The sequence below is a fragment of the Bacillus sp. URHA0034 genome, from assembly GCF_056280405.1.
The window spans coordinates 2,314,467-2,335,205 of the sequence record NZ_JBWCDK010000002.1; the positions used below are offsets into that span (position 1 = coordinate 2,314,467).

At 43.1% G+C, this 20,739-nt stretch carries 17 protein-coding genes, 15 tRNA genes and 2 rRNA genes; 7 read left to right on the forward strand and 27 right to left on the reverse strand.

Annotated elements, in window-relative coordinates:
- Positions 1-148: 148 nt before the first annotated feature.
- On the reverse strand, positions 149-322 hold the full coding sequence (locus tag ACZ9EE_RS13150) for a hypothetical protein (protein ID WP_476027721.1): 174 nt from the start codon (positions 320-322) through the stop codon (positions 149-151).
- Positions 323-543: 221 nt separating this feature from the next.
- On the opposite strand from ACZ9EE_RS13150, the gene ACZ9EE_RS13155 reads away from it, so the two are divergent.
- The gene (locus ACZ9EE_RS13155) at positions 544-1,428 is read left to right on the forward strand and encodes an SDR family oxidoreductase (protein ID WP_476032945.1); all 885 of its coding nucleotides are present in this window, start codon (positions 544-546) and stop codon (positions 1,426-1,428) included.
- A 38-nt stretch (positions 1,429-1,466) separates the two neighbouring features.
- Here the strand turns inward: ACZ9EE_RS13155 and ACZ9EE_RS13160 are convergent, their stop codons facing one another.
- A complete protein-coding gene (locus tag ACZ9EE_RS13160; RefSeq protein ID WP_476027723.1) occupies positions 1,467-2,105 on the reverse strand; it encodes a hypothetical protein in 639 nt (212 codons plus the stop codon).
- Between the two features lie 404 nt (positions 2,106-2,509).
- Between ACZ9EE_RS13160 and ACZ9EE_RS13165 the strand changes: the two genes are divergently transcribed.
- The 4 genes from ACZ9EE_RS13165 to ACZ9EE_RS13180 all read left to right on the forward strand — a co-directional run bounded on the left by ACZ9EE_RS13165 (position 2,510) and on the right by ACZ9EE_RS13180 (position 5,203).
- Entirely contained in the window at positions 2,510-3,100 is a 591-nt protein-coding gene (locus ACZ9EE_RS13165; RefSeq protein ID WP_476027725.1) for a guanylate kinase, read from the forward strand.
- Between the two features lie 142 nt (positions 3,101-3,242).
- Positions 3,243-3,674 carry a MarR family winged helix-turn-helix transcriptional regulator gene (locus ACZ9EE_RS13170; protein WP_476032946.1) on the forward strand — a complete coding sequence of 144 codons (432 nt, stop codon included), beginning with the start codon at positions 3,243-3,245 and terminating at the stop codon, positions 3,672-3,674.
- Positions 3,670-4,881: an MFS transporter gene (locus tag ACZ9EE_RS13175; RefSeq protein ID WP_476032947.1), complete on the forward strand. Its 1,212-nt coding sequence runs from the start codon at positions 3,670-3,672 to the stop codon at positions 4,879-4,881. Before ACZ9EE_RS13170 ends, ACZ9EE_RS13175 begins: the two co-directional genes overlap by 5 nt.
- Positions 4,882-5,014: 133 nt before the next feature.
- Positions 5,015-5,203, forward strand: coding sequence for a hypothetical protein (locus tag ACZ9EE_RS13180; protein ID WP_215041527.1), 189 nt, complete (start codon positions 5,015-5,017; stop codon positions 5,201-5,203).
- Positions 5,204-5,430: 227 nt separating this feature from the next.
- Here ACZ9EE_RS13180 and ACZ9EE_RS13185 read toward each other — a convergent pair whose 3' ends face one another.
- From ACZ9EE_RS13185 to ACZ9EE_RS13220, 8 genes are all read right to left on the reverse strand, one after another.
- Positions 5,431-5,946 carry a response regulator gene (locus tag ACZ9EE_RS13185; RefSeq protein ID WP_476027728.1) on the reverse strand — a complete coding sequence of 172 codons (516 nt, stop codon included), beginning with the start codon at positions 5,944-5,946 and terminating at the stop codon, positions 5,431-5,433.
- Positions 5,947-6,019: 73 nt separating this feature from the next.
- The gene (gene desA, locus ACZ9EE_RS13190; RefSeq protein ID WP_476027729.1) at positions 6,020-7,051 is read right to left on the reverse strand and encodes a Delta(5) desaturase DesA; all 1,032 of its coding nucleotides are present in this window, start codon (positions 7,049-7,051) and stop codon (positions 6,020-6,022) included.
- A 349-nt stretch (positions 7,052-7,400) separates the two neighbouring features.
- Positions 7,401-7,946 (reverse strand): 6-phospho-3-hexuloisomerase, encoded by a 546-nt coding sequence (gene hxlB, locus ACZ9EE_RS13195; protein WP_476027731.1) that lies wholly within the window; start codon positions 7,944-7,946, stop codon positions 7,401-7,403.
- Complete coding sequence (gene hxlA / locus ACZ9EE_RS13200; RefSeq protein WP_476027733.1) at positions 7,943-8,581, reverse strand: 3-hexulose-6-phosphate synthase; 639 nt, start codon at positions 8,579-8,581, stop codon at positions 7,943-7,945. Before hxlA ends, hxlB begins: the two co-directional genes overlap by 4 nt.
- Positions 8,582-8,687: 106 nt before the next feature.
- A complete protein-coding gene (locus ACZ9EE_RS13205) occupies positions 8,688-9,665 on the reverse strand; it encodes a LacI family DNA-binding transcriptional regulator (RefSeq protein ID WP_476027735.1) in 978 nt (325 codons plus the stop codon).
- A 309-nt stretch (positions 9,666-9,974) separates the two neighbouring features.
- Positions 9,975-11,261, reverse strand: a complete 1,287-nt coding sequence (locus tag ACZ9EE_RS13210) for an MFS transporter (RefSeq protein ID WP_476027737.1) — start codon at positions 11,259-11,261, stop codon at positions 9,975-9,977.
- A 1-nt stretch (position 11,262) separates the two neighbouring features.
- Positions 11,263-12,222, reverse strand: coding sequence for a sugar kinase (locus ACZ9EE_RS13215; RefSeq protein WP_476027739.1), 960 nt, complete (start codon positions 12,220-12,222; stop codon positions 11,263-11,265).
- Positions 12,219-12,983: a sugar phosphate isomerase/epimerase family protein gene (locus tag ACZ9EE_RS13220; protein WP_476027741.1), complete on the reverse strand. Its 765-nt coding sequence runs from the start codon at positions 12,981-12,983 to the stop codon at positions 12,219-12,221. The genes ACZ9EE_RS13215 and ACZ9EE_RS13220 overlap by 4 nt, the downstream gene beginning before the upstream one ends.
- 196 nt (positions 12,984-13,179) lie before the next feature.
- Here ACZ9EE_RS13220 and ACZ9EE_RS13225 point away from each other — a divergent pair, with 196 nt between their 5' ends.
- On the forward strand, positions 13,180-14,145 hold the full coding sequence (locus tag ACZ9EE_RS13225; protein ID WP_476027743.1) for a LacI family DNA-binding transcriptional regulator: 966 nt from the start codon (positions 13,180-13,182) through the stop codon (positions 14,143-14,145).
- A 167-nt stretch (positions 14,146-14,312) separates the two neighbouring features.
- Positions 14,313-15,104, forward strand: a complete 792-nt coding sequence (locus ACZ9EE_RS13230) for a Cof-type HAD-IIB family hydrolase (RefSeq protein WP_476027745.1) — start codon at positions 14,313-14,315, stop codon at positions 15,102-15,104.
- A gap of 494 nt (positions 15,105-15,598) precedes the next feature.
- On the opposite strand, the gene ACZ9EE_RS13235 is transcribed toward ACZ9EE_RS13230, so the two are convergent.
- The 17 genes from ACZ9EE_RS13235 to ACZ9EE_RS13315 all read right to left on the reverse strand — a co-directional run bounded on the left by ACZ9EE_RS13235 (position 15,599) and on the right by ACZ9EE_RS13315 (position 20,550).
- Positions 15,599-15,672, reverse strand: a tRNA-Ile gene (locus ACZ9EE_RS13235).
- A gap of 4 nt (positions 15,673-15,676) precedes the next feature.
- Positions 15,677-15,750: transfer RNA gene (locus ACZ9EE_RS13240), tRNA-Gly, on the reverse strand.
- 11 nt (positions 15,751-15,761) lie between these two features.
- Positions 15,762-15,835, reverse strand: a tRNA-Cys gene (locus tag ACZ9EE_RS13245).
- A 7-nt stretch (positions 15,836-15,842) separates the two neighbouring features.
- Positions 15,843-15,917, reverse strand: a tRNA-Gln gene (locus ACZ9EE_RS13250).
- A 17-nt stretch (positions 15,918-15,934) separates the two neighbouring features.
- Positions 15,935-16,010: transfer RNA gene (locus ACZ9EE_RS13255), tRNA-His, on the reverse strand.
- Positions 16,011-16,051: 41 nt separating this feature from the next.
- Positions 16,052-16,128 (reverse strand) — tRNA-Asp (locus ACZ9EE_RS13260).
- 4 nt (positions 16,129-16,132) lie between these two features.
- Positions 16,133-16,206: transfer RNA gene (locus tag ACZ9EE_RS13265), tRNA-Met, on the reverse strand.
- 176 nt (positions 16,207-16,382) lie between these two features.
- A tRNA-Ser gene (locus ACZ9EE_RS13270) sits at positions 16,383-16,475 on the reverse strand.
- 90 nt (positions 16,476-16,565) lie between these two features.
- Positions 16,566-16,639: transfer RNA gene (locus tag ACZ9EE_RS13275), tRNA-Met, on the reverse strand.
- 170 nt (positions 16,640-16,809) lie between these two features.
- A tRNA-Ser gene (locus tag ACZ9EE_RS13280) sits at positions 16,810-16,902 on the reverse strand.
- An 11-nt stretch (positions 16,903-16,913) separates the two neighbouring features.
- Positions 16,914-16,990: transfer RNA gene (locus ACZ9EE_RS13285), tRNA-Met, on the reverse strand.
- A gap of 23 nt (positions 16,991-17,013) precedes the next feature.
- Positions 17,014-17,090, reverse strand: a tRNA-Pro gene (locus tag ACZ9EE_RS13290).
- 9 nt (positions 17,091-17,099) lie between these two features.
- Positions 17,100-17,173 (reverse strand) — tRNA-Arg (locus tag ACZ9EE_RS13295).
- Positions 17,174-17,186: 13 nt separating this feature from the next.
- A tRNA-Val gene (locus tag ACZ9EE_RS13300) sits at positions 17,187-17,262 on the reverse strand.
- Between the two features lie 38 nt (positions 17,263-17,300).
- Positions 17,301-17,375: transfer RNA gene (locus ACZ9EE_RS13305), tRNA-Glu, on the reverse strand.
- A gap of 41 nt (positions 17,376-17,416) precedes the next feature.
- Positions 17,417-17,532 (reverse strand): 5S ribosomal RNA (gene rrf / locus ACZ9EE_RS13310).
- A gap of 83 nt (positions 17,533-17,615) precedes the next feature.
- Positions 17,616-20,550, reverse strand: a 23S ribosomal RNA gene (locus ACZ9EE_RS13315).
- Between the last annotated feature and the right edge of the window lie 189 nt (positions 20,551-20,739).

Below are 20,739 nucleotides of genomic sequence, written 5' to 3' on the forward strand. Positions count from 1 at the left end.
TCTTACCATCACCATGGAAACGTTTCAATATATTTTAATAAATTTTTAAAAAAAGAATCAACCGATCGGACGGCATTTTTAATCCTCCACTTAATGGGTGGTGAAAGATATTTCGTCCACATAAAAAGCCTCATAAATGGAGAGGCTTCTAGATAACAGGATAATATTGCTCATATCTAGGATTGCAATAATAGGGTGGCCGCGGTCCGATTAGGGGCATTATAACCGGCCGCTGATTGGTGTTGTATTGTACGGCAACCTTTTCGTCAGAATGATCGACTAACAATAATTGGGCTTCCCGGCTTAGTTGATGGTATAGCAATGGTTAAACCTCCTTCCTCTTCCTCCACGTTATTCGCTCTGATTCGATAATGAGCCCGTCTTTCCAGGTGAATTTTTAAAAAACCGAATCGATCGCAGGCTCTTTCATACAGAACCATGCACTACGTTCGCCCAAAAAACATACTGTAACAGAAATATGTTTTCCTAGGAGGAATCCCCTTGGCACACGATGACCATCTAAATTCATCCCATAACTATCCTATGTACCCTCATTACGGAAAAATTACCCGCTACGAAGACATTCCGCTGACGGTTCCGGAACAACGGCAGCTGCGCCAGCCTGGTGTTGAAGGACTCATGGTTCCACGTCCCATCATTGAAAATCCGAACTACCATGGAAGTGGAAAACTAACTGGAAAAGCAGTACTAATAACGGGTGGGGACAGTGGGATCGGGGCAGCGGCAGCGATTGCTTTCGCCAAAGAAGGCGCCAACGTGGCCATTGCCTATCTAGACGAACATGAAGATGCCAATCGAACCAAAACTCGGATTGAAGAACTCGGGCAAAGGTGTTTATTATTACCTGGAGATCTTCGCGAAAAACGGCAGTGTGCAGCGATTGTCGAGAAAACCGTCCAAACCTTTGGCCAGCTCGATATCCTTTGTAATCATGTGGGCATCCAATTTCAGCAGTTAAGCCTTCTTGATATTACCGATGAGCAGTTTGATGATACCTTCAAAGTCAACATCTATTCTCATTTTTACACAACCCGTGCTGCCCTTCCTCACTTACAAGCAGGAAGCTCAATTATCAATACTGCATCCGTTGTCGCGTATTATGGAAATGATCAATTAATTGACTACTCGGCAACAAAGGGAGCAATTGTTAGTTTTACTAGGGCATTAGCCCGCAATTTGGTAGAACAAGGAATTCGGGTAAATGCGGTTGCTCCCGGAAGATTTTGGACGCCGCTTATTCCGTCCAGCTTCTCTGCTGACCAGGTACCGATCCCAGGTAACCCTATGCAGCGTCAAGGTCAGCCTTTTGAACTTGCCCCAACGTATGTCTACCTCGCTTCCGATGATTCCCGATTTGTGACCGGACAAACGCTTCATGTAAACGGCGGGCAACTAATGTCTTCATAACAAAAAAGGCGGGTGGATCACATCCACCGCCCTTACCATTATTCAGGAATCATAATCTCCAGCTTACCTTCACGGTTTGTTACCTCAACTACCTTATCAACAAACAAATATGGCGTATCATAGCGGTCTTGCTTTTTAATATCAATATAACTATTGTTCGCGGTCAGGACTGGAAACACCGCATTCGTTTTCTTAAATAGATTTTGAGTAACCTCAACCTCTGCCATTAAAATGATCTGTTTATTGGATAGCGCAAAATATAGCTTCCCAATCTCTCCGTCATCCTCGATTATCTTCACCTGCTGCAGAATCGAAATCAAGCAGGCCACAAAATCATTCACCTGTTCGTTTGATAATCCCGCTATTTCAACAGCCGCTAAAGCCTTATTGAGTCCATTTTTTATTTCTTTAAACGAAAACACATCTTCGATACGGAAAGCTGATTTTGTTTTCCCAAGGCTTTCAAATTTTTTCCTTGTTTCAAGAAGGTATTGTGTTACATAACCTTGATGCTGATCTCGCAGCATTACAAAATCGGTCAGTTCTTGTAAACTTCGAATCTCTTTAGTTTGATTCCTGATTACTTGTAAAAACCCATACAGATCCTTCTCATCAAAAGTGTTTTCTAGTAACTTTTCATAATAAAATTTCAGTAATGATTGTTCTTTTTTATCCATTGTTGTCTCCCTAAACTGTAATCTCTCCTTATTGTACAATAAAGGTGACTAAATGGACTAAGATCTTTGAAAGAAGGAGGGATATATTGAATCCTCTTCATAAGTAAAACTTATAATATTTTATAAAAATTAATTACTTTTTTTTATTGACCCTTCAGGTTATGATAGTATAGAACAGCATGTTAGAACGGGTGAACTATTAATGTAACGCTTTTTAGTCTTATATGTAGTAGTATCCTATTAATGGTAAGTTCCGGAATAGGTTTGCTTGTGTTAAATAAAAATCGTCCGAAAAAATCATCTGTTTGCACCATATTTTTGCTATAATGGTCTTAATCCCCATAACTTTCTGCATAAAACCCACTAGAAACTATTTTTCATTTATATTAAAAGGAGGCTCTACTATGTATCAGATTAAAGGAAAAGAAAAAATATTTGTTTACACAGGTCCTGATGGATCAGGACGAAAGACAATTGCAAAAATGGTCGCTACTGCATTTGATATGGAAACCGTCATCTCTTACACTACCCGCTCCCCACGTCACTATGAAAAAGACGGTGAAGATTACCACTTTGTCAGCCAAGAAACCTTCAATCAGATGGAATCCCAACAAGAATTTCTCGAAAGCGTTGAAATTGATGGTTTCCATTATGGAATTCGGGAACAAGACATTGTTGACGCGTTTCAAAACCATGATTATGTCTATCTGACCTTGAATCCTGAGGGAACAGAAAAGCTGAAAAAGATGTATGGCGAAGGAGTCATACGAATCTTTATCTATGCGGATCGTGATACTGTTGTTCAAAGACAGCATGACCGTCAAGATGCAGATGATGTAATCGAGCGCCATATGACTCATTACGATGAAACCATGAGTTATAAAAACAGTTGCGAATATGCTTATGAAAATTATGATTCCCCACAGGTTTCCTATCAAATCAGCGAATTAATTGAATCCTTTCTGGATCGTAATCTCGAAGTAACAGATTATTAATCAACCCCAACGAAGGCAAACAGTGCCAGACACTGTTTGCTTTTTTTTGATTGACTGGACAAAGGGTACATAAATGTGATATAGTTACCCAGGATAACTATTGCTGTAGGTAACTATTTTTTATACTGAAGAGGTGTTTGCCATAAAAACTTCTCAAAAGTTTTTTCATCAATTACTAATGATGTACCGGCCATTTGAAAACAGGCTAAATGTTCATCTTGCTGAACACCAGCTATATAGAGCACAATGGTCGATTTTGTACTATTTGGCCCAACATGGAACTGTTACGCTCGTGGAGCTTTCTCATTATATGGGTGTCGAAAAACCGACGATTACAAGAACGATTAGCCGGTTAGAGGAACTTGGATATGTAGAGCATGTTCCTGGGAAGGATAAACGTGAAAAAAGGATGCAGCTTTCGGCTGCCGGCAAACGTGTTTATCAAGATGTCCGTGTAACCATTGACCAATACGAGCAGGAAATTTTAGAAGGAATTACTGAGCAGCAACAAATCGAGACCATTCAAATCATGGAGGAAATTCAACATAATATTAACAAAGTAAGGGGTAATTAATGTGAATACATCAAGATTATGGACGAAGGATTTTATTATTGTATCCGGGATAAATTTTTTAATTAACCTCGTATTTTACCTGTTGATTGTTATTATTGGCGAGTATGCAGTAAATCATTTTCATGCATCAACAAGTCAGGCAGGTCTGGTGACAGGCATCTTTATCATTGGTTCTTTAATTGGCCGGCTTTTTACGGGCCGTTTCATTGAGTCACTCGGCCGCAGAAAAACATTATTTATTGGACTAGTCTTCTTTATCTTGACTACCATGCTTTATTTAATCAGTGCTAATATTGGGATCATGCTGATAACCCGTTTATTGCACGGTGTGGCCGCGGGTATCGTCGGGACCGCCACTGGTACCGTTGCCGCTCAAATCATTCCTGCAGCACGTAAAGCAGAGGGAATTGGTTACTTCAGCATGAGTACTACTCTTGCAACAGCAATTGGTCCTTTCATTGGGTTATTTATGACTCAGCATACCACATTCCAAATGATCTTTATTTTTTCCATTGTCTTAGGGATCTTTAGTTTCATTACTTCTTTGTTTGTGTATGTTCCTGCCGTTACAGTAACGGCCAAACAATCTGTGGTACCGCAAGGGGGAGGCATTAAGCTTGCAAACTTTATTGAGCCTAAGGCTGTGCCAATTGCCCTGATAACGCTCGTTATTTCGTTTTGTTATTCAAGTGTTCTTTCATTTATTAAGTTCTATGCAAATGAAATTAACTTAGTTAGTGCGGCAAGTTTCTTCTTTCTTGTCTATTCAATCGCCGTTTTATTCTCACGTCCATTCACCGGCCGTTTAATGGACACGAAAGGTGCAAACTATATTATGTACCCAGGCTTTGTAATCTTAGCGGGCGGAATGGTGCTCCTGAGTGCAGTCAATTCAGGCTCTATGTTACTCGTGGCCGGCGCTTTAATTGGTCTTGGCTTTGGTAATATGCAGTCAAGTACACAGGCGATTGCCGTCAAATTAACACCGGCACATCGGATGGGATTGGCGACTTCAACGTTTTTTATTGCTCTTGACGCCGGGCTCGGTTTTGGACCCTATATCCTTGGATTTATCATTCCAGCAACGGGTTATCGGTCGTTGTATGTCATTCTTGGCATAGTTGTTCTTATATCAACTGCTCTTTATTATTTTTTACATGGTAAACGGGAAAGCGATATTAGAGCAAATTTAAATAAAGCCGCATAATCTATGGAAGAGGCGAATTGCTTTCGCCTCTTTTTTTATAGCTAAGATTCCCGCCTATTGTCCATGACTTGCATAAGACCTGCTTGAGGGAAATAAGATAGAATAAGCATCCTAAATAAAGGGGTTGTTCTAGTTGGCCATTTTCAATAAGCTTGCGTTATATTTTGTGATTTTGTATTCTGTTATCATTTTGATAAATACTTATTTAGGAGAAAGTGAACGGCTGCAATCAAATGTCATGGTTTTTTTGATGAATGGATTTGCCTATATTGTCTCTGCTTTGGAGGTAGAAAAAGAAAAACAGATCGTTTTAGAGACCTGAGTTTATTTCGATCTAATATAGGCCCTTAACTCCTTTTATAACAATGGTTAAGACAGTTTAACTAAACGTTTGATTAGTTTATTGCATTTATTAATTAAACGTTTGATTAAATCTTAAATCCCTTGGTCATCAAGGTTTTACGCATTTCAATCAAACGTTTGTTTAACTTTTCTACAAAAAAGGAAGCCTTACAGTGTGGTGATGTAAGGCTTCCTCTTTTAAATCATTTATCCTGTTGGGAGCTTTATTTTTTCCCTTAGCGCAGTAAGATACTTTCTTACAGTCCCCAACATCAGCTTTTCATTGAGTGCTTCAGTTTGAACCGGTTCCTCATCCTCAAGTCCATTAAGCTCTTCGTCGATTAGTTCTTGAGAAAAGATCCGCCTTCCAGCAATAATGCCTCGAATAGAATCAGCTAACTCCTCACTGGGACTGTCTTTTAGTAAGTATCCTCTTACGTTCGCTTTTAACGCACGCTGCCAGTAACCCTTTCTAGCAAAGGTGGTTAAAATGATCACTTTGCAACCGTGTGGCTTTAAGATTTCGGCTGCCTCTAATCCACTCTTTACTGGCATCTCAATATCCATTAGACAAACATCCGGCTTTAAACGATAGGCAAGTCTAATGGCTTCCTCTCCATCTGCAGCAAGTCCGACGACTTCTAGATCATCTTCCAAATTGAGAAGGGAACCGATTGCCGTTAACAGCATCTCCTGATCTTCCGCTATTACAATTCGAATCACCTTTGTTCTCTCCTTATCTGGCCAGTAAGTAGTAGACAGCTATTCCTCTTTGTGAGAGTGGAGTAAGTCTCTTTTATAATTCTGGCTTTGCCTGAACAGAAATCCTCTTTTTCGCAGCTGCTTTAATGTCTTTAAAGGTCACAAAATTCTTCGCTTTCTCATCCCAGAGACGGAAGCGCAATGAACGGAGGCTTGTTGCAAGTGTAATCGTTGGGACATGCTGTAATGGCGTTGCATTAGCATGCGCCTCTTCGAGTTTATAATTCGGGACCCTTGGGCTTAAGTGGTGTACATGGTGAAAGCCGATATTCCCTGTTAGCCACTGTAATACTTTGGGCAGCTTGTAGAAGGAACTTCCTTCAACTGCAGCTAATACATATTCCCACTCTTTATCATGCTCAAAATAAGAGTCTTCAAAGGTATGTTGTACATAGAACAGCCAAATCCCTGCGGCTCCTGAAATCATGAATATCGAACCTTGCACTAACAAAAAGGACTGCCAGCCGACTGCCCAACAAAGCAATGCAACCAAGGCAACGATGATGATATTAATTAAATACGTGTTGTTACGTTCTTTTGGCCTTGCACCTTTACGGTTGAACCTATTTTTTAACAGGAATACATAAATGGGACCTAATCCAAACATGACGATAGGATTGCGGTAGAATCTGTAAGCTAAACGAGTTTTCAGCGGTGACGCTAGATATTCATCGACGGTCAGTGTCCAAATATCTCCTGTCCCGCGCTTATCCAAGTTGCCGCTTGTCGCGTGGTGAACCGAGTGTTCATGTCCCCATTGATCAAAGGGATGCAATGTTAGAACCCCCATACACGTTCCTAGGATACGGTTGGCACGGCGGCTCTTAAAAAAGGAGAAATGGGTACAATCATGGAAAATGATAAAAATCCTTGTTAAGAAGCCTGCTGCAATGATAATCGGAACCAAAGCTAACCAATAAGAAACCGATAGGCTAACATAAGCCAGATACCAGAGTACAATAAATGGGACAACTGTGTTGGTAATTTGGAAGATACTTTCTTTAGTTGTTGACTTTTCAAACGGTGCGACTTGTTTTTTTAGATTTTTCGTATCATGTAAGGTCATTTTATTAAATTCCCTTCCTTCTTAGTCTTTCTTCAAATTATAGAGGAAGGATTATGTACATGTTAGTAGCAGGTGTCATATGACAACCATGATAAATGTCATATTTGAGGTGAGTATATTGAAAACGGTGTCAGGAACCGTTGATTTTACGCGATTCTCGGTTGTCATACTGGAAGAAATTACATAAAAAATTTTTAAAATTTTTTATTGACACCTCACTTTTATAGGTTGACTGAAAGAAAAAGGCTGATTCAAAGGTCTCCTTTGAATCAGCCTCTCCGCAGCTGTTCACTATAATTGTGCATCTGGAATGGACACTGTACACGAATGGTGTCAGGCACCATTTACACTATTCTAGATTGCTGTGCCGGGCGAAGGCGTCGCTGTTGCTTACGCTGCTTAGCTGACTGTACTGCAGGCAGATGGTGTCAAATAGAAGGTGCACGCATTGGTCGAATAATGACCCTAGCGGCTGGATTGTTTTTAATTCATTTTCGCGGCGGTATTTTGTGGCCGCCGGAACATGGAGGATGCTGGAAGAAGCCGCCGCTAGCGGTGATTCTGGATTGGTCGTTACCGCGATGACCCGGCAGCCAATTGATTGTGTCTTTTCAGCCGTCCAGACAACACTTTTCGTTGTACCAGACCCCGATACTGCGACCAAGAGGTCTCCTTCGCCAATCGCAGGAGTGATTGTTTCCCCTACCACAAACACCGCTGCTCCTAAATGCATTAATCTCATCACAAAGGATTTGGCCATTAACCCTGACCGTCCTTCACCGATAATAAAAATCCGCTTTGCCTTTTGTAATTCAACTGCCAGCTCTTGCAGATTCTCCTCAGCTACCTGACTTAATACGGTCTCAATTTCTTTTAAAATAGTCGAAACGATCATACTAACTCCTCCTCTTGATGGCATATTTGTTTGAACTTAGCGGCCGTTTCAGCAGGATTTACCGCTTTCGTAATGGCCGAGCCAATAATGGCGACAGCGGGATTCAACGATGCTCTCAACGTACCAATTGACTCTAACGTAATTCCGCCGGCAGCTGCCACTTGAAGGGCCGGGTCATCAAACCCGCTCTTGGTTCCACTATTTTTTGAACCCGCTTCTTCTTGTTCATCCTTACTAACATGGTCACAAAGAATAGCTTCCTTGTATTTCAGTAACGCCTTTTTTTGTTCTGAAGAGGTATTCAATAAATCAATCATCACTTTCTTCTTATATCGACGGGCAACTTCCATACACGCATCGATGGTGACAAGCGGCGCTGCCCCCATTACAGTTGCAATATCAGCTCCTGCTTCAAAACACATTTCAAATTCATATCTGGCATTATCAATAGTTTTAATATCTGCTACCACCATTTTCTCTGGGAAGGCCTGTTTCAGTTCTTTGACACTGACAACACCGAATTCTTTGATTAACGATGTTCCTACCTCAACCCAATCAATCGAATCAGCGACTTGCCTTGTTAGCTCGATAGCTTCCGCAATCTCCATCCGGTCCAAAGCTAATTGTATTTTCATGATATAGACTCCTTTTTTCAAAAGTAAAACGGTTTACTAAATCGGTTTACTAAAAGTATACACCCTTTAAGCGTAATTGAATAGAGGGGAGCACCTACCCCCTCCTCTATACCAACTTACTTGGAAAAACAAACTCCTCTGGGTCTCTATCCACTTTATTGATTTGTTCAAATAAAAGTTCCGCCGCCTTTGTTCCCATCTCTGTTGCTGGTTGAACGATAAAGGTAATCGGCGTTCCCATCACCTGTGCAAATGGGATATTATCAAAGACCACTAGCTCGACATCCTCGCCAATCTTCAATCCTTTTGCTCTTAGGCATTTAACTACCTCTAAAAACACACGATCATTACCAGCAAAAATTGCAGTTGGCCCTTCTTCCAATGTAAATAACTCTTTAAGCTTACTGCTGATTCCTGGAATGTCTGATTCAATCACATAGTTTGGATTGATTTCCAGACCGGCAGCTTTCATTGCGTGCTGATAGCCCTCATAACGCTCCCTGCGGGTACTCACCTTCAGCGGCTGAACAGCAAAGGCAATCCGCTCATGCCCGTTTGCTACAAATTGCTGAATCGCACGAGAGGTCGACTCGTGATTATCTGTGACAACCGAAAAGACCGGTAGATTTTCCACTTTTCGGTCCACGAAGACAACCGGATAACCTTGCTTTATCATACTTTCATATAATTGATTATTTTGTCCTGTTGGAAAAATAATCAGACCATCCACTTGTTTGGCCCGCAGCATATCAATGTACTTCTTTTCCTTTTCCGGATCATCATCTGCATTACACACAATCGCATGCAAATCGTGATGATTGCAAAAATCCTCAATTGCTCGGCTTACTTCAGTTGAAAAATAATGCATAATATTCGCCACTATAATCCCAACCATCGAGGTTCGTTTCTGCTTTAAGCTTCTGGCAATATAATTGGGTTGATAGCCTAGGGCTTCAATTGCCTCTTCAATTTTCAGTTTTGTTTTTTCACTCATATATTCAAAGCGATTATTTAAATATTGTGAAACCGTACTCTTTGAAACACCTGCTGCTTTTGCAACATCTGCCATCGTCACTTTTTCCATGCTACTCGTCCTCTTTCATTCACTGTCGATGACTCCATTTTAGCGGCAATGCTGTAAATTTTCCAATTTTAAAGAGCGCAAGCGACTTGAACAGCCCCGACAAGCATAAGACGCTCTGGGAAGGAAGGTGTTCTTTGCCTTCATTCCCAGAGTGCCTGTAGACCATCAAGGGGCTAGACGCTGGAGCCAGACGTCGACAGTCCTTATATTAAGAGTTTTCCACAAGCGAAAGTTTTATAATTCCTAAATGAAGAAAAGAGGATGATCGCTGGCAATCTGCCTGCTGTCATCCCTCGTTTCATTTCTAGATTAAGCCGTTTTGTTTACACCTGCGGGCTTGCTGTTACGATCCTTTTTTGCTGCTTTTACTGCCCAAACAGTTAAGATTGCAGAAAGGAATAGAGAACCTGCCATAAAGATATATGATGCACCAAATCCACCTGTAGTTCCATTTAAGTAACCAACAATATACGAACCAGCGAATGAACCTAACGCACCCATACTGTTAATTAGCGCCATTGCCCCGCCTGCTACATTTCGAGGCAGGATTTCAGGAATAATCGCAAAGAACGGTCCATATGGTGCATACATAGCACCCCCAGCAATCACAAGCAGGGCGAACGAAATCCAGAAATGGCTTGTGCCAAGTGCATAAGAAGCATAGAATGCTACTGCACCGATTAATAGGAATGGCCAAACGAAACCACTGCGATTTAATGTTTTATCGGAGAAATAGGAAGCCGCTAACATTAACACAACGGCTAAAATATACGGTACAGATGATAACCAGCCTGTTGTCACAATATCCATGTTTGGTGCTGCTTTTATAATAGAAGGAAGCCACATCACAAAGCCATAAACCCCGATGCTCCAAAGAAAGTATTGAGCACTTAATAAAATCACTGGTTTTGATTTAAAAGCCTCACCGTAATTTTTAACCGCTTTCAAACCTTCTTGTTCTTTTTCTAACTGTAGTTCAAACTCGCGTTTTTCTTCTTCTGATAACCATTTTGCATCTCTTGGTTTGTCATTAACTAATTTCCACCAGATGAATGCCCAGATCACTGCAGGCATTCCTTCAACGATAAACATCCATCTCCAGCCGACAGAGTTTAGTAAGTATCCGGATACAATGGACATCCATAATACAGTGGCTGGATTACCTAAAATTAAAAAGGTATTCGCACGAGAACGTTCTGCTTTTGTAAACCAGTGGCTTAAGAATACAAGCATAGCCGGCATAACGGCACTTTCGACTACGCCAAGTGCAAACCGAATTACAAACAATAGATTAATATTAGTAATGAGACCCGTTGCCGAAGCTAATCCGCCCCATAAAATCAAGGACCAGAAGATTAATTTCTTTGCACTTTTCTTTTCGGCATAACTAGCACCAGGTACTTGGAAAAAGAAATAACCTAAGAAAAATAGCGAACCAAGTAATGAGGAAGTACCAGGTGTAATATGGAGATCTTTCGCTAATCCTGCCGCTGCCCCGAATCCATAGTTTGCCCGATCAAGATAGGCAAGACTATAGGTAATAAATGCGATTGGAATTAAGCGAAGCCATCTTTGTTTTGCAATTGTTTGTTTCATCCTATTTCACTCCCTGTATATTTTTTTCTATAAAGGCTAAAAGTTTATCTCTTGTCGGATAACCATCATTATCTCCCGGCGCCTGAACAGCAAGGGAACCAATCGCGTTTCCTCTTATAACTGCTTCTTTAATAGTAAGTCCTTCTACTAATCCGCTGATAATCCCAACAGCAAATCCATCGCCGGCGCCAACCGTATCAATAACTTTTTCAACCTTGAAGCCTGGCACCATTCCTTCTTCAGATGGTGTTTTATAAAATGCCCCCGTGCTGCCAAGCTTAATTACGACCAGCTTAACACCTTTATCAAGGTAAAAGGAAGCCATATCACGAGGATCTTTGTAACCGGTTAAAATTTCGCCTTCAGAAACTCCCGGCAGTACATAATCTGCCTTGAATGCCGCTTCGTTAATATGTTTGACCATTTCTTCTTGTGAACCCCAAAGGCTTGGACGCAGGTTGGTATCAAAGGAAACCGTACGGCCATTTTTTTTCATAAAAGCAAGAGCATGATTAGCAAATTCTCTTGCCTCTTCCGATATCGCTAACGGAATTCCCGTCATATGCATGTGTTTTGCTGCTAAAAAGTAATCCTCTTTAAAATCGGCTACATTTAGATGACTTGCTGCGGAACCTTTTCGAAAATATTGAACCTCAGGGTCACCCTCTACTACTTTCGATTTTAATTGAAAACCTGTTGGAAATTTTTCATCAAGCCAGACATGCTCGATGTTGACGTTTTCATTTTGCAGCCGATTGATGATGAATTTGCCAAATGCATCATTTCCGACCTTACTTGCCCAACCGGCGGCAAGTCCGAGCCTTGCCAGTCCAATCGCGACATTGGTTTCTGCACCTGCTAGTTCTCTAGTGAACTGACTGACTTCGTGCAACGCCCCCGGTTGATTAGCGATAAACATCGTCATCGCTTCTCCAAACGTAACTACATCTAGCGGTTTCATCTGAATAACGCCTCTCTTTCTCTTGCCATATCGGTAATCAATTGGATATAATCCTTCGTTTTCTCTTTCGGCACGATTGGAAATTCGAGCGCTTTGACGGTTTCGGCCGGAAAACTACTCATAACTTGCTTCCAACTATGTTCACCCTCTCTTTCAAGCGGCACGGTTTCGAGTGTTTCTGTTACTTGTTTCAAATGAAGATAGCTGACATATGGCGCCAGTTTTTGAAGTGCTTCCTCTACATCCTGGTTTGAATAATACCAGTTTCCTGCATCAAAGGTCATTTTGACAGGCACACTTTGGTCGACAGCGTTTTCAAAAAAAGCCTGTAAATGCTGAACACTTCCTCCATGAGGTGTCTGATCATTTTCAACCAGAAGTTGTATATCCTTTTGCTTCGCCAAGAATTCTCCTAGCTCGGCTATATTTGATTTATCTTGCTGAAAATGTCCTAACGAAACCTTAACCCACTTTGCACCAAGAATAACAGCTTCTTGAAAAATATAATTCAATTGATCTTCGTTTAACTGGTAATCTTCTTTCCAGCATTCAATTGGAGCAGAATATACAGTGAAAAGTCCATATCGGTCAATTTCACTCTTTATTTTACCAAGCGGTAAGACTACTGCTGGTAATAATTCACGGCGAATCTCTATTCCATAAGCTCCGGCTTCAGCTATCAGTTTGACAAATGACGCTTGACCGTTAGTAGTCACTTCGATGCTGTCAAAGGCATTTAACGGGATAATTACATTATTCATAATAAAGACCCTTTCTAGATGAACATTCTTCTAAAACATTTTGGTAAACCGATTTAGTAAATCGATTTATCTGTATTATAAACTAGATGTAAGCGTTTTTGCAACCTGAATTTTTAAAAATGTTTCAGTTTATGTAGAATGCCTGCTGTTTGTACTATAATCGTATTAACTAAGTACTTAATAAGAAGGTGATGAGATGACAAACATTAGGGATTTAGCCAAGATGGCTGGAGTTTCTGTAACTACAGTTTCAAGGGTGTTAAATAACCACCCCTATGTAAGTGAGGAAAAAAGACATAAGGTCTTAGCAGCCATTAAGGAAAGTAATTATCAGCCGAATATTAATGCTGTCCATTTAAGCATGGGCAAGACCTTTCTTGTTGGTGTGGTTGTTCCCTTTATTGACCATCCTTACTTTTCTCTATTAATAAAGGGCATCGCTGCAGAAGCATTAAGACATAACTATAAGCTGGTCTTATTTCAGACCAATTATGAAAAGGATAAAGAACTTGAAGCCCTGCAAATGATTAAACAAAAGCAGATTGATGGCCTAATTATTTGTTCAAGAATCTCCAGCTGGGATTTAATTGAAGAATATTTATCATATGGACTGATCACTTTATGTGAAGATACCAGAGGCAGGGATGTCTCTTCAACGTTTGTTGACCATTATCAAGGTTTCATGACAGCTCTTGAATACCTATACCAGAAAGGGCATCGTAAAATTGGCTATTGCATCTACCGCAGTTCGGGTACAAATAGCAAAAATAGAGCATTGGCCTATCAGGATTTTATTGAAAAATATCAGCTGTCCTATCATCCTGAATATATTATGACTGACTGTCTTCAATTTGAAGATGGAAATAAAGTAATAGACCGGATTCAGCAATTGTCTAATCCTCCAACTGCTATGCTGCTAACAAGCGATGAGGTTGCGGCAGGTATTGTTACCAGTGCCGCAAAAAGAAAAATCTCCATCCCAGGGGATCTCGCGATTATTGGTTTTAACAATCAGCCAATCGCCCAAATGATGCGGATCACGACGATTGAAATTCCTCTTATCGAGATCGGCAAGAAACTTTTTCTTCAGGTAGTTAGCGAAAGTAAAGAGGCCTTCCATCAAGAGATACCAGCTACATTAATTGAACGTGAAACTGTTTAAGTTTTGTTAAGACTTGACCTTGAGGCTCAGGTCTTTTTTTATAATTCCCTTGACCTGAAACGCGTTTCATAAAATATGATTTAGTTGCAAGACCTGCAATTACCGTCGGCGTGATCTAATTCATTAGAGCGTAACGACGGTGTTGTATCTTACCGGGGGTGGATGGATTGACAAAACCAATTGTTTTTTTTGATATTGATGGAACGTTATTAGATGATAAAAAGGTAATTCCAGAGTCTACGAAGAAAGCGGTTCGGCAGCTTCAGGATAAAGGGATTCAGACTGTCATTGCGACTGGGCGTGTCCCTAAGATGTTTTACTGGATTCAAAAGGAACTTAACATTGATTCTTATGTTTCCATGAACGGACAATATGTGGTGTACCAAGGAAAAGAGGTCTACTCCAATCCAATTGACCCTTGTGTCCTGCAATCCATGTCTGCTATGACGTTTCACAACGGCCATGCCTTAGCATATTGCAGTCATGAGGATTATAAAGTAAATGAAAAAAACCATCCGTTTATTGAAGCTAGCTTCGACTCCTTGATGATGCCCTATCCCGAGGTAGATAAAGATTATTTTAATCAATTGTCGATCTATCAAGGTCATTTATACTGCAGCGAAAAGGATGCGACACGTTATATCGATCGCTTCGCTGATTTCAGTTTCGTAAAATGGCATGATGTTGCCTACGATATTCTCCCACGCGGCGCATCTAAAGCAGTCGGGATTCGTAAACTTCTAGAAGTATTAGGTATTGAAAAAGAAAATGCCTTTGCCTTTGGGGATGGATTAAATGACATTGAGATGTTAACAACGGTAGGAACAGGAGTAGCGATGGGGAATGCTGTGCCAGAAGCAAAAGCAGCGGCGGATGTCATTACAACTTCTTCCTCTCAACATGGGATCCTCAATGGACTTATCAAGGTGGGTCTGTTGGAAGAAAGTCTTGCTTTTTAGTACTTACGAGTTAACGAACAGTTCTGGTAACTGTTTTGAAAAATTAGATGCTCATCTCTTTTGTCTTTATGGACGGTTCATGTGGACATATTTTACATATATCTTTCTCTCTTTGTCCTCATGAACTCTTCATGCGGACATATCTAGCTTAAATCCTTCTCTCTTTGTCCTCATGAACTCTTCATGCGGACATATCTTGCTTAAATCTTCCTCTTTTTGTCCTCATGGACGCTTCATGCGGACATATCTTGCTTAAATCTTCCTCTTTTTGTCCTCATGGACGCTTCATGCGGACATATCTTGCTTAAATCTTCCTCTTTTTGTCCTCATGGACGCTTCATGCGGACATATCTTGCTTAAATCTTCCTCTTTTTGTCCTCATGGACGCTCATGCGGACATATCTAGCTTAAATCCTTCTCTCTTTGTCCTCATGAAACAGCTATTCCTTCACGCGAAAAAAACCTGATTTCCATTTGGAAATCAGGTTTTTTAGTGGGCCTAAATGGACTCGAACCATCGACCTCACGCTTATCAGGCGTGCGCTCTAACCAGCTGAGCTATAGGCCCATATTGGAGCGGGTGATGGGAATCGAACCCACTACATCAGCTTGGAAGGCTGAGGTTTTACCAGTAAACTACACCCGCAATATAAATTTTGGAGGCAACACCCGGATTTGAACCGGGGATAGAGGTTTTGCAGACCTCGGCCTTACCACTTGGCTATGCTGCCTTAAAAATGGCTGGGCTAGCTGGATTCGAACCAACGCATGTCGCAGTCAAAGTGCGATGCCTTACCGCTTGGCTATAGCCCAATAGTTTAAAAAGAAAATGGGGCGACTGATGGGAATCGAACCCACGAATGCCTGAACCACAATCAGGTGCGTTAACCACTTCGCCACAATCGCCGAAATATATATCAATAGTAGTCAAGCTACTAGTAAAAAAATGGCGGTCCGGACGGGACTCGAACCCGCGACCTCCTGCGTGACAGGCAGGCATTCTAACCAACTGAACTACCGGACCAAAATTGCGGGGGCAGGATTTGAACCTACGACCTTCGGGTTATGAGCCCGACGAGCTACCAGACTGCTCCACCCCGCGATAATAGAAATTATAAAGTTTGGAAAATGCTCCATGTTTTGTTACTGACTGTCCCCATCTCAGAATGCCTATTCAAGCAGCAGCTCGATGGGTACAACTCGCAGTTTATTCTCGAAGCAACGCTCGTTGCTCCACCCCGCGATAATAAAAGATAAAAATATAAAGTTAAGTAAATATGGAGGAGGAAGAGGGATTCGAACCCCCGCGCGGTTTGACCCGCCTGTCGGTTTTCAAGACCGATCCCTTCAGCCAGACTTGGGTATTCCTCCGTAAAAAAATATGGTAGCTGCGGAGGGGATGAACCCCCAACCTCCTGCGTGACATGCAGGCATTCTAACCAACTGAACTACCGGACCAAATTGCGGGGGCAGGATTTGAACCTACGACCTTCGGGTTATGAGCCCGACGAGCTACCAGACTGCTCCACCCCGCGATAATAGAAATTATAAAGTTTGGAAAATGCTCCATGTTTTGTTACTGACTGTCCCCATCTCAGAATGCCTATTCAAGCAGCAGCTCGATGGGTACAACTCGCAGTTTATTCCTTGAAGCAACGCTCGTTGCTCCACCCCGCGATAATAGAAATATCAAATCAAGTAAATATGGAGGAGGAAGAGGGATTCGAACCCCCGCGCGGTTTGACCCGCCTGTCGGTTTTCAAGACCGATCCCTTCAGCCAGACTTGGGTATTCCTCCGTAAAAAAATATGGTAGCGGCGGAGGGGATCGAACCCCCGACCTTACGGGTATGAACCGTACGCTCTAGCCAGCTGAGCTACACCGCCATAATTAAATTTCAACCTGCGACTGGTCGGGAAGACAGGATTCGAACCTGCGACCCCTTGGTCCCAAACCAAGTGCTCTACCAAGCTGAGCTACTTCCCGTAAAATAAGCGCGCCCGAAAGGAGTCGAACCCATAACCTTCTGATCCGTAGTCAGACGCTCTATCCAATTGAGCTACGGGCGCAAAATAAACTAAATGGTGGAGGATGACGGGATCGAACCGCCGACCCTCTGCTTGTAAGGCAGATGCTCTCCCAGCTGAGCTAATCCTCCGAATTAATGTAAGTTTTTTTCAATATTACGAAAAATCTTGGTGACCCCTACGGGATTCGAACCCGTGTTACCGCCGTGAAAGGGCGGTGTCTTAACCGCTTGACCAAGGGGCCAAATACTAAAATTGGCAAAATAATAGCCCCAAAGGGGCGAAGCCTGGCAACGTCCTACTCTCACAGGGACAAAGTCCCAACTACCATCGGCGCTGAGAAGCTTAACTTCCGTGTTCGGTATGGGAACGGGTGTGACCTTCTCGCCTTAATTACCAGACTTATGAAATTAGAGAGATCGTTCTCTCAAAACTAGATAATATAGAAGAAATTTGGTAAAAACGAGTTTATTCGCTTTAGACTATGGTTAAGTCCTCGATCGATTAGTATCAGTCAGCTCCACATGTCGCCACGCTTCCACCTCTGACCTATCAACCTGATCATCTTTCAGGGATCTTACTAGCTTGACGCTATGGGAAATCTCATCTTGAGGGGGGCTTCATGCTTAGATGCTTTCAGCACTTATCCCGTCCGCACATAGCTACCCAGCGATGCCTTTGGCAAGACAACTGGTACACCAGCGGTGCGTCCATCCCGGTCCTCTCGTACTAAGGACAGCTCCTCTCAAATTTCCTGCGCCCACGACGGATAGGGACCGAACTGTCTCACGACGTTCTGAACCCAGCTCGCGTACCGCTTTAATGGGCGAACAGCCCAACCCTTGGGACCGACTACAGCCCCAGGATGCGATGAGCCGACATCGAGGTGCCAAACCTCCCCGTCGATGTGGACTCTTGGGGGAGATAAGCCTGTTATCCCCGGGGTAGCTTTTATCCGTTGAGCGATGGCCCTTCCATGCGGAACCACCGGATCACTAAGCCCGACTTTCGTCCCTGCTCGACTTGTAGGTCTCGCAGTCAAGCTCCCTTGTGCCTTTACACTCTACGAATGATTTCCAACCATTCTGAGGGAACCTTTGGGCGCCTCCGTTACTCTTTAGGAGGCGACCGCCCCAGTCAAACTGCCCACCTGACACTGTCTCCCACCCCGATCAGGGGTGTGGGTTAGAATTTCAATACAGCCAGGGTAGTATCCCACCGACGCCTCCACCGAAGCTGGCGCTCCGGCTTCTCAGGCTCCTACCTATCCTGTACAAGCTGTACCAAAATTCAATATCAGGCTACAGTAAAGCTCCACGGGGTCTTTCCGTCCTGTCGCGGGTAACCTGCATCTTCACAGGTACTATAATTTCACCGAGTCTCTCGTTGAGACAGTGCCCAGATCGTTACGCCTTTCGTGCGGGTCGGAACTTACCCGACAAGGAATTTCGCTACCTTAGGACCGTTATAGTTACGGCCGCCGTTTACTGGGGCTTCGATTCAGAGCTTCGCGTGAGCTAACCCCTCCTCTTAACCTTCCAGCACCGGGCAGGCGTCAGCCCCTATACTTCGCCTTGCGGCTTCGCAGAGACCTGTGTTTTTGCTAAACAGTCGCCTGGGCCTATTCACTGCGGCTCTTCGAGGCTATGAACCCCAAAGAGCACCCCTTCTCCCGAAGTTACGGGGTCATTTTGCCGAGTTCCTTAACGAGAGTTCTCTCGCTCACCTTAGGATTCTCTCCTCGCCTACCTGTGTCGGTTTGCGGTACGGGCACCTTTTATCTCGCTAGAGGCTTTTCTTGGCAGTGTGGAATCAGGAACTTCGGTACTATATTTCCCTCGCTGTCACAGCTCAGCCTTTACGAGAAGCGGATTTTCCTGCTTCTCAGCCTAACTGCTTAGACGCGCATATCCAACAGCGCGCTTACCCTATCCTCCTGCGTCCCCCCATCACTCAAACGATAAAGAGGTGGTACAGGAATATCAACCTGTTGTCCATCGCCTACGCCTTTCGGCCTCGGCTTAGGTCCCGACTAACCCTGAGCGGACGAGCCTTCCTCAGGAAACCTTAGGCATTCGGTGGATGAGATTCTCACTCATCTTTCGCTACTCATACCGGCATTCTCACTTCTAAGCGCTCCACCAGTCCTTACGGTCTAGCTTCAACGCCCTTAGAACGCTCTCCTACCACTGACACCAACGGTGTCAATCCACAGCTTCGGTGATACGTTTAGCCCCGGTACATTTTCGGCGCAGAGTCACTCGACCAGTGAGCTATTACGCACTCTTTAAATGGTGGCTGCTTCTAAGCCAACATCCTGGTTGTCTAAGCAACTCCACATCCTTTTCCACTTAACGTATACTTTGGGACCTTAGCTGGTGGTCTGGGCTGTTTCCCTTTTGACTACGGATCTTATCACTCGCAGTCTGACTCCCACGGATAAGTCTTTGGCATTCGGAGTTTGTCTGAATTCGGTAACCCGATGAGGGCCCCTAGTCCAAACAGTGCTCTACCTCCAAGACTCTTACTACGTGAGGCTAGCCCTAAAGCTATTTCGGAGAGAACCAGCTATCTCCAAGTTCGATTGGAATTTCTCCGCTACCCACACCTCATCCCCGCACTTTTCAACGTGCGTGGGTTCGGGCCTCCATCCAGTGTTACCTGGACTTCACCCTGGACATGGGTAGATCACCTGGTTTCGGGTCTACGACCACATACTAATACGCCCTATTCAGACTCGCTTTCGCTGCGGCTCCGTCTCTTCAACTTAACCTTGCATGTAATCGTAACTCGCCGGTTCATTCTACAAAAGGCACGCTATCACCCATTAACGGGCTCTAACTACTTGTAGGCACACGGTTTCAGGAACTATTTCACTCCCCTTCCGGGGTGCTTTTCACCTTTCCCTCACGGTACTGGTTCACTATCGGTCACTAGGGAGTATTTAGCCTTGGGAGATGGTCCTCCCTGCTTCCGACCGGATTTCACGTGTCCGGCCGTACTCAGGATCCACTCAGGAGGGAACGAAGTTTCAACTACAGGGCTTTTACCTTCTATGACGGGCCTTTCCAGACCGCTTCATCTACCCCGTTCCTTTGTAACTCCATGTTGAGTGTCCTACAACCCCAAGAGGCAAGCCTCTTGGTTTGGGCTAATCCCGTTTCGCTCGCCGCTACTTAGGGAATCGCGTTTGCTTTCTCTTCCTCCGGGTACTTAGATGTTTCAGTTCCCCGGGTCTGCCATCAATACCCTATGTATTCAGGTAAAGATACTGCTCCATTACGAACAGTGGGTTTCCCCATTCGGAAATCTCCGGATCAAAGCTTACTTACAGCTCCCCGAAGCATATCGGTGTTAGTCCCGTCCTTCATCGGCTCCTAGTGCCAAGGCATTCACCGTGCGCCCTTTCTAACTTAACCTAAAAGGTTTTACTCTATTTAATAGAGAGAAAAAACTAAAATGGCGATTTTACTCGGTTTTTACTTGGTTTCTTCTATACAATTATCTAGTTTTCAAAGAACGAAATGACTTTGAGAGAATTGCTCCCTCAAAACTAAACAAACAAAAAGCGGTCAACTTCTTATCAGTCCGTAAGGACTGCATTATCC